This window comes from Acinetobacter sp. WCHAc060025 (assembly GCF_004209355.1).
GTDB classification, from domain to species: Bacteria; Pseudomonadota; Gammaproteobacteria; order Pseudomonadales; family Moraxellaceae; genus Acinetobacter; species Acinetobacter wuhouensis.
Genome location: NZ_SGSX01000017.1, coordinates 24,841 through 38,798, shown reverse-complemented (window position 1 = coordinate 38,798; position 13,958 = coordinate 24,841). Strand labels below are relative to the sequence as shown.

Annotated in this window: 14 protein-coding genes and 1 pseudogene; 6 read left to right on the top strand and 9 right to left on the bottom strand. The window is 39.1% G+C overall.

Going from position 1 to position 13,958, the window contains the following annotated elements:
• Positions 1-149: 149 nt before the first annotated feature.
• From EXE09_RS14155 to EXE09_RS14145, 3 genes are all read left to right on the top strand, one after another.
• Positions 150-950: an RnfABCDGE type electron transport complex subunit B gene (locus EXE09_RS14155; protein WP_130117699.1), complete on the top strand. Its 801-nt coding sequence runs from the start codon at positions 150-152 to the stop codon at positions 948-950.
• Positions 950-1,651 (top strand): endonuclease III, encoded by a 702-nt coding sequence (gene nth, locus EXE09_RS14150; RefSeq protein WP_130113561.1) that lies wholly within the window; start codon positions 950-952, stop codon positions 1,649-1,651. The genes EXE09_RS14155 and nth overlap by 1 nt, the downstream gene beginning before the upstream one ends.
• A gap of 114 nt (positions 1,652-1,765) precedes the next feature.
• Positions 1,766-2,272, top strand: a complete 507-nt coding sequence (locus EXE09_RS14145; protein WP_130117698.1) for a GNAT family N-acetyltransferase — start codon at positions 1,766-1,768, stop codon at positions 2,270-2,272.
• Positions 2,273-2,290: 18 nt separating this feature from the next.
• Here EXE09_RS14145 and EXE09_RS14140 read toward each other — a convergent pair whose 3' ends face one another.
• The 4 genes from EXE09_RS14140 to EXE09_RS14125 all read right to left on the bottom strand — a co-directional run bounded on the left by EXE09_RS14140 (position 2,291) and on the right by EXE09_RS14125 (position 5,269).
• Positions 2,291-2,524, bottom strand: a complete 234-nt coding sequence (locus EXE09_RS14140) for a hypothetical protein (protein ID WP_068973526.1) — start codon at positions 2,522-2,524, stop codon at positions 2,291-2,293.
• Positions 2,525-2,606: 82 nt separating this feature from the next.
• Positions 2,607-3,260 (bottom strand): adenylate kinase, encoded by a 654-nt coding sequence (adk, locus tag EXE09_RS14135; RefSeq protein ID WP_068973525.1) that lies wholly within the window; start codon positions 3,258-3,260, stop codon positions 2,607-2,609.
• A 77-nt stretch (positions 3,261-3,337) separates the two neighbouring features.
• Positions 3,338-4,657: a hypothetical protein gene (locus EXE09_RS14130; RefSeq protein WP_130117697.1), complete on the bottom strand. Its 1,320-nt coding sequence runs from the start codon at positions 4,655-4,657 to the stop codon at positions 3,338-3,340.
• A gap of 72 nt (positions 4,658-4,729) precedes the next feature.
• Complete coding sequence (locus tag EXE09_RS14125) at positions 4,730-5,269, bottom strand: hypothetical protein (protein ID WP_130117696.1); 540 nt, start codon at positions 5,267-5,269, stop codon at positions 4,730-4,732.
• A 279-nt stretch (positions 5,270-5,548) separates the two neighbouring features.
• Between EXE09_RS14125 and mrdA the strand changes: the two genes are divergently transcribed.
• Entirely contained in the window at positions 5,549-7,618 is a 2,070-nt protein-coding gene (mrdA, locus tag EXE09_RS14120; protein ID WP_130117695.1) for a penicillin-binding protein 2, read from the top strand.
• A gap of 49 nt (positions 7,619-7,667) precedes the next feature.
• Complete coding sequence (gene rsmD / locus EXE09_RS14115) at positions 7,668-8,168, top strand: 16S rRNA (guanine(966)-N(2))-methyltransferase RsmD (RefSeq protein WP_265937154.1); 501 nt, start codon at positions 7,668-7,670, stop codon at positions 8,166-8,168.
• A gap of 81 nt (positions 8,169-8,249) precedes the next feature.
• On the opposite strand, the gene EXE09_RS14110 is transcribed toward rsmD, so the two are convergent.
• Together EXE09_RS14110 and EXE09_RS19095 are read right to left on the bottom strand one after the other, a co-directional pair.
• Entirely contained in the window at positions 8,250-8,492 is a 243-nt protein-coding gene (locus tag EXE09_RS14110; protein ID WP_130117693.1) for a hypothetical protein, read from the bottom strand.
• A 138-nt stretch (positions 8,493-8,630) separates the two neighbouring features.
• Entirely contained in the window at positions 8,631-9,191 is a 561-nt protein-coding gene (locus EXE09_RS19095; RefSeq protein ID WP_228257217.1) for a hypothetical protein, read from the bottom strand.
• A 205-nt stretch (positions 9,192-9,396) separates the two neighbouring features.
• On the opposite strand from EXE09_RS19095, the pseudogene EXE09_RS14100 reads away from it, so the two are divergent.
• Positions 9,397-10,158 (top strand): annotated as a pseudogene (locus EXE09_RS14100) (3-oxoacyl-ACP reductase).
• A gap of 122 nt (positions 10,159-10,280) precedes the next feature.
• Here the strand turns inward: EXE09_RS14100 and sucD are convergent.
• From sucD to lpdA, 3 genes are all read right to left on the bottom strand, one after another.
• Entirely contained in the window at positions 10,281-11,171 is an 891-nt protein-coding gene (sucD, locus tag EXE09_RS14095; RefSeq protein WP_068973520.1) for a succinate--CoA ligase subunit alpha, read from the bottom strand.
• Between the two features lie 12 nt (positions 11,172-11,183).
• A complete protein-coding gene (gene sucC / locus EXE09_RS14090; protein WP_087552495.1) occupies positions 11,184-12,350 on the bottom strand; it encodes an ADP-forming succinate--CoA ligase subunit beta in 1,167 nt (388 codons plus the stop codon).
• Between the two features lie 167 nt (positions 12,351-12,517).
• Positions 12,518-13,951 carry a dihydrolipoyl dehydrogenase gene (gene lpdA, locus EXE09_RS14085; protein WP_087552496.1) on the bottom strand — a complete coding sequence of 478 codons (1,434 nt, stop codon included), beginning with the start codon at positions 13,949-13,951 and terminating at the stop codon, positions 12,518-12,520.
• Positions 13,952-13,958 lie beyond the last annotated feature (7 nt).

The following is a 13,958-nucleotide window of genomic DNA, read 5'->3' as shown; positions in this document are numbered from 1 at the left end:
AAATTTGACTTAATTTAAGGCATAATTAGCACAATATTAGAGCAAAAATAGTGCAGAAATGGAGCAAAGATTTTATTGATAATTCATGATAAAATCCCACTCTCATTTCATTTTTGAAATGCGTTTTTATTTCTTTGAAGTTGTTTCACATGAATTCGTCCCTCTCTCTCATCCAGCAAATTGACGCAATTTTGCCTCAAACCCAATGTGGACTCTGTGGTCATCGTGATGGGTGCTTACCTTATGCAAAATCAATTGTTGAAGGTGAGGATGCCAATAAATGTGTACCTGGCGGACAACCTGTTGCAGATGCTTTAGCAGAGTTATTGGCACGTCCAAAATTAACTGCTGAACCGAGTGTATGGGACATTCAAAGCGATGGTCGTCCACAACGGATGAAAGCCATTATTCGTGAAGATGAATGTATTGGCTGTACCAAATGTATCAGTGCCTGCCCTGTCGATGCCATTATCGGTTCAGGTAAATTGATGCATACTGTTTTGACCGATTTGTGTACAGGGTGCGAACTGTGTATTCCTCCTTGTCCTGTAGATTGCATTGATTTAGTTGAAGATATTCAACCGATTCCAAATGATGAACAACGAATTTCAGAGCAAGGGGATCTACGTAATCGTTATTACGCACATATTCAACGTGAGGAAAAACGACGTATTCACCGTAAAGGCCCTGTCGTTCGTGCCGAAATTGATACTGAATTATTTGCGCAAATTACCCAACAATCTCAAGCTTTGCCCACCATTGAAGTTGTAGAAACCCCAATCAAAAACCCTGTGATTCATGATGCAAAAACCACCATTGAATTGGCAAAAATCCGTACACAAATTAAAAAATTAGAAAAACAACTCAGCGTTCGTGCTGATCAAAACAAACAAAACCAATTGAATGATTTACAAAAACAATTGTCTGTTTTACAAGGAGATGCTGAGTAATGGCAGTAGAAAAACCGACAAAAAACATGACCAAAAAACAAATTCAAATTTTCTTTGAAAGATTACGTGAGCAACGTCCGCATCCTGAAACTGAGCTGAATTATTCAAATCCTTTTGAGCTTTTAGTTGCTGTGACTTTATCTGCGCAAGCGACTGACGTCAGTGTAAATAAGGCAACCGATAAACTTTTCCCGATTGCCAATACGCCAGAAGCGATTTATGCACTCGGTGTCGATGGCTTGAAGGAATATATTAAGACCATCGGCTTATATAATTCTAAGGCTGAAAATGTCATTAAAGCCTGCAAAATGCTGATAGAACTGCATAACAGCCAAGTTCCTGACAATCGTAAGGATTTGGAAGCTTTACCTGGTGTGGGACGTAAAACAGCCAATGTGGTACTCAATACTGCCTTTGGACAGCCGACAATGGCGGTAGATACACATATTTTCCGCTTGGGGAACCGTACAGGCTTGGCTGTTGGTAAAGATGTGCTTGAAGTGGAACAACGCTTAATTAAAGTCATTCCTAAAGAATTTATCATTGACTCACATCATTGGCTTATTTTACACGGACGTTATTGTTGTATTGCGCGCAAACCTAAATGTGGTGAATGTATCGTGTCTGATGTATGCAATTGGAATGATAAATATGAGTTTGGTGCTGTTAGAGAAATTAAAGTGAAAAGTGTAGAATCGTAGAATAAAATCAGAGCGATTTTGTTCTATATACTCGAATTTTATAGATACGAAGATAAGTATTGAAATAAAATTTCATCGAGTATCATAATCCAGTTCAATAATAAATTACTAAAAATGACTGAAATTATAATTCGACAGCTGAGTGTCGATGACGTGCATGACTTCAAAACTATCCGTTTGTCTGCACTCAAAAACTCGCCAGACATGTTTGGCGCAATCTATGCGATTGAAATTGAACGACCACTGAGTGTCTTTTCAGAAGTTATTTCCAACAATATTATTTTTGCGGCTTATTCACAAAGTCAAATTATTGGCGTACTGATATTTCATATAGACGATGATTTAGGAGCGAAGCCTCAAGCGCACTTATATGGATTCTATGTCGAATCCACATTTAGACATCAAAGCGTTGCTACACAGCTTCTACACGCAGCTATTCAGTATGGTCAGCAGTATGTAGATAAAATTGTACTCTCTGTGATTGCAGTAAATGCTCCTGCTATTCAGCTCTATAAAAAATTAGGCTTTCAAATCGACATAGATACAATAGAAAACAATGAAATTGGCATGTTTTTCATTTATTCCCGCCCTCATATGACAAGTGATCTACATAGGAACTGAACTTAATACACATCATCTCTATTTATTCTGGTGCTCTTTATTTTTATTCTCTAAATCTTTTTTTAACTGATCTAAGCGTTTTAACTCTTCAGCCACTTGCGGATGAACTTGATAATTGCCAGATTTACGCATTTCTTTACGCACAGCAGACTCTTCTTTTTGTGTTTTACGTAACAACTTGAAACTCATAAACAATAAACCAAGCAAAACAATTACGCTTAAAATAACCAATCCAATAAGTGCAATTTTCATCGTCTATCGCCCATAAAAAAAAGAGACCTAATATGGATCAGGTCTCTTTTTTTGTCAAAGTTTAAAAACTTTGAGTTCGATCTTATTTATCTAAAATAGCAAATAAGTCTTTTTGAACTTCTTCGATTGGACGTAAACCGTTCAATTTGTCATAAGTAGGCGCATTTTCACCAGAAGCTGCACGACCTTGATAGAAACCTACAAGCTGTTCAGTTTCTGTATGATAAGAACCTAAACGTTTACGAATGGTTGCTTCTAAATCATCTGGACGTTGAACAAGGTCTTCACCAGTTTCATCATCTTTACCTTCCACTTTCGGTGGATTGTAGATCGTATGATAAATACGACCAGATGCAGGGTGCTGACGGCGACCAGAAAGACGTTTTACGATTTCTTCGTCAGGTACATCAATTTCGATCACGTGATCAATTGTAATCCCTTCGTTCTCTAAAGCTTCAGCTTGAGGAATCGTACGTGGGAAACCATCAAAGATACATCCATTGACACAATCAGGTTGTGCAATACGTTCTTTCACTAAACCAATGATCAGCTCATCAGAGACTAAGCCACCTGACTCCATCACGCTTTTAGCTTTAAGACCTAATTCAGTACCTTCACGAATCGCAGCACGGAGCATATCACCGGTTGAAATTTGTGGGACATTGTAGCGCTTACAGATCAACTGAGCTTGTGTACCTTTACCTGCTCCAGGTGGTCCGAGTAATATAATGCGCATAAAAAAACATCCTCATTTAAAACTATGTATTTGATACCTTGTATTTGTCAGCTAGACCACTGGCACTGCGTTGGTATCTATTCTATAAAAACCAAAAATAAATGTATTAAACCAGCAAAAAAGCCCGTGACACCACCCAGCACAATCAGAATCCATTCGTCTTCCTGGAATGCAGGACGTAATAAGTTCTGAAACTCTTTAGGCGTTAATTCGCGAATACGCTCTTTGAACATAGAAAAGATTTTCTGCGCTCGACTTGCGTTAAAAGCAGGGTCGCTTACTGGCACCATCGTAATTTCAATCGACCGATCAATCAAGTCTGTCTTGAGTTTTGCATACTCTTTTGGACCCAATGACAATTGTAAAGAAGTACGAACCAATGGAGTTTCCATTATTTCATTCACATGACGTTTTACAATACGGCGGGTTTTGTCTTTCTTTGGACCATACATCATTTCGGTCATGATGGATTTTAACGTAATTAGGTCTTCAGTGACTACACTCGCAAAAACTTCAGAGACTTCTTCTTGGCGTTTCATAAACGCGCCTTGCACATTATAAGTCCCTATGCGCGGAATAACAGGCTTAATCCACGGAAATTTTCGATCTTTTGTCAATTCAAAGAATTGCGGATAACGGATATAATGTGGTTCAACAGGGTTGAAGACCATCCAAATTGCAATCCAGTTGGTTAAAAAGCCCCAGATCGCAGCAAAGAACGGTACTGTCCAATGTTGTGGGATGAAAACATACACAAACATTTGAATAATACCGAAAAATATTCCGATTAATGCACTAATATGCCAAATAAAATTGATCTCTTTTTGACCAACCTTTAAAAACATGCGCACCATCAAACGGCGGTCACCTTCCATTTGGTTCACGACCATATCACGCATATTTACAAGTGACTCGACGTTCATGGTCAGTTCGGTCACGAGTTCCTTTAAAGTACCTGGCAATTGTTTGTGCGCTTGCCCATAAATACGACGCTTAATCGAATAAGGTAGGTTTTCCCATAACACCGCATTACGATCTAACATGACTTCATCTATGAGGTGCTCAAGTTCAAAACCAACTTGTTCACCGATGATACGCGCCATATCTTCAGGATCCATTGCGTCAAGAAATTCACGCAAAGAACCGAGTTTAGACAATGTATTATCTGTGATAATGCCTGAGATTCGCCCTGCTTTACGTGGCACGATGCCCTGCCATCCCACAGGCAATGGGCCGATATGAAAACCCCAAAATGTAAGTGGATAGAACACCATTTTGAGTGCCATCCATACATGCGCCCATGTAACGAACGCAGTCACGGGGACAATACTCAATATCGCGAGATGATCGGGGCGATCAAAAAAAGCGTGCCACAAACCAATAACGTATTCCAACATGCATGACTCTCGTAATTATTTCTATTCGCGGTCGAAAAATGTGTATAAATATAAATTCATCATCATAGTATTTTAGAAGCCTACACTTAAGGTATAGGAAATCTGTATCTGTGGTCGTGTTTCAAGCACCATATTGCCATTTTTATCATGCAATTCACTACCCGCGCCCATACCCACACTAAAAGTACTAATTCGCTCTTTGTCTAATAAAACATAGGCTAAGTCTGCACCTGCACCGTATTGAACCTCATCTTTACCGTCGATGACTCGGCTTTTTAGTGATCCACCATAAACACCTAAGTAGAAACCATTTTTGTCTTTTCCATTCAATGCAACAGGTATTCTATAACCGACTTGCCCTGCAAATGAATGATCACCATTGTAGAAAGCACCTAATTTCGCATAGGCAATTCCATAAGGATTGACCCACTCAGCATTACCATGAACCATTTGTTGGGTAACACCTGCACCGAAGTTCAACTTAGAAGCATCTTCAGGTTTAAATTTCGCTTCTGGTAAAATTCTCTTTAAATCTGGTAAATAATCTTTAACGTCAGCATGTGCAACATTCCCAATTGCAACTAACATTAATAAGGGAAAGATTGTTTTCATTATTTTCTCCATTACCCCTAAAGTTTGACTTAGGTCGAATTTATTTATCCTTAAAGTCCGACTTTAACAGAATTATTTTTTCACTCATATACAAATCACTATAAATTTATTGTCGCTATGGTCAAATTTGGTCAACGAGTTACAACATATTTAAGTGATATTTTTGGTTAGAATATATTTTGATAGGTTATTTATGTTTTTTAATATTTAACTTCAAATCTAGGTTAAAATATTTCGCCTTAAATTCAGCAATCTTTAAGTTTTAAAAGCCGACCACGTATGAAGCAGCAGTTTCCTCTTAAAAATGTTCAACAAGAAAAACGCATCTTTCGTAATCGTGTCTTTTTTGCCATCGGTATTGTTTCATTTTTTATGTGCTTATTGATTGCACGCTATGCCTATTTGCAAATTTTTCATCATCAAGAGTTTAGTGAGGCTTCTGATAAAAACCGTATACGCTTACAACCCATTGCACCTGCACGTGGTTATATTTATGACCGTAATGGGATTTTACTAGCCGATAATTACCCTGTCTTTACAGCAACATTAAGTAAAGCCGATGTTGAAGATATAGATGGGACAGTACAACGTTTAGTTCCGATCTTAAGTCTAAACCAAGAAGATATTGATCGTTTTAATAGCCGAATCAAAACCTCTAAAAAAACGGAACGTGTGACCTTAAAGCTGAATTTGACCGAACAAGATATTGCCCGTTTTAGTGAAGTGAAGTTTCAATTCCCTGGCGTAGATATTGAAACCCAAATGACCCGTTATTATCCACATGGTGAATTATTTGCCCATGTTATTGGCTATGTAGGACGTATTAACGATAAAGAACTCAAAGAAATTGATAAAGATAGTTACGCAGGAACCAACTTAATCGGGAAAATCGGTGTAGAAAAATCTTATGAAGATTTGCTACACGGCGTTCCAGGTTATGAGTCGATCGAAGCGGATGCACATGGTAATGTATTGCGTCATCTTGGTCGTAAGGAAGCCATCCGCGGTAATGATCTTTATTTATCATTAGATTTTGGCTTACAAACTGTTGCTGCTGAACAATTAATTGGTCGTCGTGGTGCTGTTGTTGCCATAGACCCTCGTACAGGTGAAATCTTGGCATTGGTTTCAAGTCCTAGTTTTAACCCGAATTTATTTGTCACAGGTATCAGTTCAAAGGATTATAGTGGTTTAAGGGATAATTTAGATCAGCCCTTATATAACCGCGCTGTGCAAGGTACATATCCGCCTGGCTCTACTATTAAACCAATGTTTGGTATGGGTGGTATTCATTACAAAACAGTAGATTGGAATACTGCAATTTCTGACCCAGGTTATTTCCACTTACCTGGTGACTCACACAAATTCCGTGACCATAAAAAAACTGGGCACGGTTCTGTCAATATGCACAAAGCACAGATTGTATCCTGTGATACTTATTTCTATATCCTGTCTTATCAAATGGGTATTGATAAAATGAACGCTTGGATGCGTCAGTTTGGCTTTGGTGAAAAAACAGGTGTGGATTTGCCAAGTGAAAGTACAGGTTTATATCCAAGCCCTGAATGGAAAATGCGTACTCGAAAATCCAAATGGTTGAAAGGTGAAACCATTTCGGTGAGTATTGGTCAGGGGGCATTTACCGCAACACCTCTGCAACTCGCAATGGCAACTGCGATTACAGCCAATCATGGTGCGCATGTCATTCCACATGTATTACGTGAATCCAAAGGTGCAAAACATCATCCTGTATTGAATGCACCAACAGGTAAAATTCAATTTAATGGCACGGATGAAGACTGGGTCAAAATGAAGGATGCCATGGTGGATGTAATTCAAAGTGGTACAGGTCGTGGTATTCGTACCAATGCCTATAAAATTGCAGGTAAAACAGGTACAGCACAGGTTAAAAGTATTGCCCAAGGTAAGCGTTATAATGAAGCCTTGCTCACAGACCGTCAGCTCGATCATGGTTTATTCGTCGGGTTTGCACCCGCTGATAATCCAGAAATAGCCATTGCTGTGATTTGGGAAAATGGTAAGCATGGTGGCTCGGCAGCGCAGATTGCCCGTCCAGTATTTGATTACTGGATGTTAACACGTAAGAAAAAACCAATTGTTCCACAAAACCATCACTTAAGCGGTGGTCTAATGACAGCAGGTATTAAACCTGGTGAATTACCAAGTGGTGATATATCACTTTCTGCAGATCCGAATGCCATGCCTAAACCAAAGCCAAATACACAAGGTTCTCAGCCGACAACGAACAATCAACGCAATGCGACCACAAATCGCCCTGCACCACAAACCCATACAGCCCCAGCAACACAGGCAGACATCAGTGAATAATAGAGGAAAAAATCAATTACGTATTATTGGTGGAGAATGGAAACGTCGCATGCTTCCCTTTGCGGATATTGAAGGATTACGCCCTACCCCAGATCGTGTACGTGAAACTTTATTTAACTGGTTAATGTGGGATGTGCAAAATGCGAAAGTGCTAGACTTATGTGCTGGTTCTGGCGCTTTAAGTTTTGAAGCACTTTCTCGTGGCGCTCGTCATGTGATCATGGTTGAACCCAATGCAACTCAGGCTAAGTTTTTAAAAGACAATATCACTTTACTCAAAGCTGAAAATTGTCAGTTAAAAGTTCAAACTGCACAACAAGCATTATCTAGTTTGAATGAACAATTTGATTTAGTGTTTTTAGACCCACCCTATAGTTTAAATCTGTGGAATGAATTGGCTGAAAAAGTTGATCCTTTATTGGCAAATGATGCTTTGATTTATGTTGAAGCAGATTGCCCCTTACATCAGTTAAACCTACCTACGACATGGCAATTGCAAAAACAGACCAAAGCTGGTGTTGTACAAGCAGGCTTATTTAAAAAAATCTAAGAAGATCTTAACTGAATCACTCACTTTAAAAAATAGGCTGAACTCATTCAGCCTATTTTGATTTTCAGCATCGCAATATCATCAACGACCATTCCAATTCCAATCTGGTCGATTCCGTCGATCATCTTGATTATTTTGATTTCCTTGACGCTTATCCCAACGACGATCGTCACCGCGTTTATCATCACGGCGTTGATCCCAACGTCTATCAGAATCATGACGGTGTCCATAACCGCCGCGATCATAGCCATCATCATACGGTGCAACAATACACCCTGTAAGAGATACACCAAGAACACCTAATAAAAGAATTTTCTGTAACATGTTCATCACCATTTTTATCTCATTGCGATAAACATATCGATTTAATATGTATTTTGACGTCAGGTCATGTTTCAAGTTGTATTTATTTCAACATTATTTATTCTTTTTTGATCGCTGTTCATCATCATTTAATTATAATCAATACTTTAATCGTCTCGCCCAAAAAAAACGAATAATCTGCCCACGATCATAGGGAAATGAGGAGAGGTATTCATAACCAATTCTGTTGTCATCATTGATTTTAAACTCCATGCCATAACCAAATGAAATATAAAACTCATTTGAGCCTGAGCCAGCTACTGTAGGATTTACTAAAGAGCTCTTTAACTGTTCTACATTATAAGCAGTGTAGTTAAAAATGCGGAAACGATCATTTTGATAAAAGTTATTATTCAAAATTGAATAATCCGTTGCCTGCTGTTCATGCTCTACAGCAATTTTCTTTTGGATGTCTTCTTGTGTCTCAAAAACTTGTGTTTGCTGATCTTCAACTTCTGGTATGTTTTGATTTTCAGGCTCTATTTGAAAAATAGGCTCAGGCTCAAGAATCTCTTGTGCTAAATTCTCGACAGAATCTTCTGCTTGGTTTTCTATTTGCTTTTCATCAATACGCACATCTTCTGACGATGAATCCGAAGATCCCGTTTGCTGTTCTAATTGCATCAGCGCCACGGGAATAGATGAATCAGCATAGCTCATCACGCTCAATAATAAGCTTAGTCCACTCAAAATGCATAATGTGATGCTTGGTTGTCTCATTCAAAAATTTTACTTTATTTTTGCGATTTTCTTCACACAAAATATAGCATAACCATGCGTTAAAATATTATTAAACCCTTCCAATTTATCCTTCAACTTAAGAACAATGCTACTATCTTCAATCATTCAAATTTGGGCATAAACCATGGAAATACGTGATCAAATTATCTTAGTTACAGGTGGGGCTAGAGGCTTAGGTCTGGCGATTACACACGCCTTAATTCGCGAAGGCGCACGTGTCGTGGTGAATTATTTCAGTAGTGAAGCGTCTGCTCAACAGCTTATGCAAAAATATGCTGATCAAGTTTTTATCTATAAAGCTGATATTACTGATGCTGAGCAAGTCAAAACCATGTTCACTCAAGCCAAAACGCATTTTGGTCATGCAATTACATCTGTGATCAACAATGCTCTATTGTCTTTTTAATTTGATGGAGATGCGCGCCCTAAAGTTGAAACTTTGAGTTGGAATACGATGCAACAACAATTGGACAGTGCTGTTAAAGCTGCACTAAATACTACACAAGCAGCTTTAGACGATATGAAAGCAGCGCATTTCGGACGTATTGTAAATATTGGAACCAATTTAGTCCAAAACCCTGTTGTACCTTATCATGACTATACGGCTGCCAAAGCGGCTCTTTTGGCTTTTACACGCACTACATCTCATGACTTGGGACAATACGGGATCAATGTCAATATGCTGTCTGGTGGTTTACTTCGTAAAACCGATGCCAGCAGTGCAACTCCAGATCAAGTATTCGATTTAATTGCAGCTTCTACACCACTCCAAGAAGTGACCACACCTGAACAATTTGCAGATGCAATTTTAATGTTCTTATCACCATGGTCACGTGCCGTGACAGGACAAAATTTGATTGTTGATGGCGGATTAGTGAAAGGCTAATCATTTATTTTTCATCAATTTACAATCATAAAAAATGGGCATCTTGTGATGCCCATTTTTCAACTCAGTTAAGCTATTTGGATAAATTTATTTGAATTTAATTATTCAAAATCAATTCTAAATTAAGCCAAACCTTGCTTTTTCAAAACTTCTAACATGGTAGAACCCAATTCTGCTGGGCTACGGGTATAGGCCATACCCGCTTTTTCAAATGCCGCAAATTTTTCTTCTGCTGTACCTTTACCACCAGAAATAATTGCACCTGCGTGACCCATACGTTTACCTTTCGGCGCGGTCACACCTGCAATATAACCCACAACTGGCTTCGTTACATTCGATTGAATATATTCAGCTGCTTCTTCTTCCGCAGTACCACCAATTTCACCGATCATAATGATCGCTTCAGTTTGCGGATCTTCCTGGAACAATTTCAAGCAGTCAATTTGGTTCATCCCTGGAATTGGGTCACCACCGATCCCGATACAAGTTGACTGACCTAAACCAAGCTTAGTTGTTTGCGCAACTGCTTCATAAGTCAATGTACCTGAACGTGAAATAATCCCGATTTTACCTGGTTGGTGAATATGACCTGGCATGATCCCGATCTTACATTCACCTGGAGTGATAATCCCTGGACAGTTCGGACCAATTAAACGTGCACCATTACCATAAGTTTCAAGGTAACGTTTTGCTTTCAGCATGTCTAAAGTAGGTACCCCTTCAGTAATCACCACAATCAACTCAATACCTGAATCAATAGACTCAATAATTGAATCTAAAACAAACGGTGCAGGCACATAAATCGAAGTTGCATTTGCACCTGTTTCTTTCACAGCTTCACGCATGGTGTTAAATACAGGTAAACCAATATGTGTTTGACCGCCTTTGCCTGGTGTTACACCACCCACCACTTTCGTACCATAGGCAATTGATTGCTCAGAATGGAAAGTACCATTTTTACCTGTAAAGCCTTGTACCAATACTTTTGTGTCTTTATTTACTAATACGCTCATGATTGATACTCCTTACGCTTTCACTGCAGCAACAACTTTTTCTGCGGCATCAGCTAAACCGTTCGCAGAAATTAATTTTAAACCTGATTCATCAAGTAATTTTGCACCTAATTCTGCATTGTTCCCTTCTAAACGAACAACTACAGGTACAGTTACATTTACTTCTTGAACCGCTGCAATAATTGCTTCAGCAATCATGTCACAACGTACGATTCCACCGAAGATATTGATCAAAACACCTTGCACAGACGAATCTGAAAGAATAATTTTGAATGCTTCAATCACGCGATCTTTGGTTGCACCACCACCAACATCAAGGAAGTTAGCAGGTTGACCACCATACAGTTTTATAATATCCATGGTTGCCATTGCAAGACCGGCACCATTCACCATACAACCAATATTACCTTCAAGCGCAACATAGTTTAGGTCAAATTCAGATGCTTTCAACTCACGCTCATTTTCCTGAGATTTATCACGCATCGCTGCAATTTCAGGAAGACGATACAACGCGTTCGAGTCGATGCCAATTTTTGCATCTACACAGAGAATTTCACCATTTTCACGAACAGACAATGGATTAATTTCAAATAAGGCAAAATCATTTTCTACAAATGCTTGATAAGCACCTGTCATAATCGTCACGAATTGAGCAATCTGCTTATCTTTCAAGCCCAATTGGAATGCCACATCACGCGCTTGGAATGGCAATAAACCGACTAATGGGTCTACTTCTACTTTGATAATTTTTTCAGGAGTCTCTTCTGCAACTTTCTCAATTTCAACACCGCCTTCAGTCGATGCCATAAATGTCACACGACGGCTTGAACGATCAACCACAGCACCCAAATAAAGCTCACGCTCTACAGGATAGACATCTTCACAAACAAGAATACTATTTACAGGTTGACCATTCGCATCTGTTTGATAGGTCACTAAATTCGTGCCTAATAGATTTTTTGCATATTCTGCTGCTTCTTCGGCAGATTTAACAACTTTAACGCCACCTGCTTTACCACGTCCACCTGCGTGAACCTGAGCTTTCATGACCGCAAATTTGCCACCGATTTGGGCAAATGCTTTAGAAGCTTCATCAGGAGTTGTAATTAAAATGCCTTCTTGAACTGGCATACCATATTTTTTTAACAGCGCTTTCGATTGATACTCATGTAGATTCATTTTTTACCTTTTACTACTTTTCACGTTGTTATGACACACTAATAGTTAAACTTCCATCGCAATAACTATTGGCATTTATTAAATTTGTTCTTTTATTTTTAGATGATTATTCACTTAAAAACAACCATCAAATGTAAAAAGAGCGGTCGAAACCGCTCTTTTTTGTGTTATTTACGTTTACGCTGAATCGCGTGAATCGCACGTCCATCTACTGCAAGTGCAGCTTCATGAACAACTTCTGAATAGGTTGGGTGACCAAAAGTCATCAACTGTAAGTCTTCAACAGAAGATACAAACTCAAGAGCAATCATACCTTGGTGAACGATGTCAGAAGCACCAGGACCAATGATATGCATACCCAATAAACGATCAGTTTTCGCATCAGCAACAAACTTCACGAAACCAGCAGATTCATTAGCAGCTAAAGCACGACCATTCACCGCAAATGGGAATTGACCAGTTTTAACTTCATGACCTTTTTCTTTAGCTTGTTCTTCAGTCAAACCTACCCACGCCGCTTCTGGGTGTGTGTAAATTACACTGATGATCGTGTCGTAATTGATTTGAGCCGCATGACCATGCATACGCTCAACAGCCATTACACCTTCTTCCATTGCTTTATGTGCAAGCATTGGACCACGAACCAAGTCACCAATTGCATATACGCCTTCAACAGAAGTTGCACACCAATCGTTGACTTCAACAAGACCACGCTCAGTGAGTTTAATGCCTGAATCTTCAGCCAATAAACCTTCTGCATACGCTTTACGACCTACACAAACAATCAATTTATCGAAAGTTTGAGTTTTGTCTTCGCCGCCTTGAGTATATTGAACAGTCACTTCACGACCGTTAATCTCAGTACCCGCAACTTTAGCGCCTACACGAATGTCTAAACCTTGTTTAGTCAAAAGTTTTTGGTAGTCTTTAGCCAAAGCTTTGTCTGCCATTGGTAAGAATGCATCTAATGCTTCAAACACAACAACTTCAGAACCTAGACGACGCCATACTGAACCAAGTTCAAGACCAATAACACCCGCACCGATTACGCCAAGACGTTTAGGTACTTCTTGGAATTCCAACGCACCAGTTGAATCAACAATTAAGTCTTCATCAACTTTTGCTACAGGAATGTTTACAGGTACAGAACCCGTCGCAAGGATGACAAATTTAGGTTCTAAAACTTGAACATCACCGCCTTCTAATGGTGTGAATTCAACTTTTTTACCAGCAAGTAATTTACCAGTACCTTGTAACCATTCAATGCCGTTGCCTTTTAATAATTGAGCAACACCACCAGTCAGGTTATCAACAACTTTATCTTTACGCGCAAGAAGCTTTTGAAGGTCTAGTTGAACATTTTCAACAGAGATCCCGTGTACATCTAAGCCATGAAGCGTATCTTCATAGTGATGTGAAGAATCTAAAAGTGCTTTAGATGGGATACAACCCACGTTTAAGCAAGTACCACCCAAAGATGGCTTACCTTTGTGTACACGTTTTTCGATACACGCAACTTTGAAACCAAGCTGTGCAGCACGAATCGCTGCTTCATAACCACCTGGTCCACCGCCGATTACAACTAAATCAAACTGAGACATGTTATCT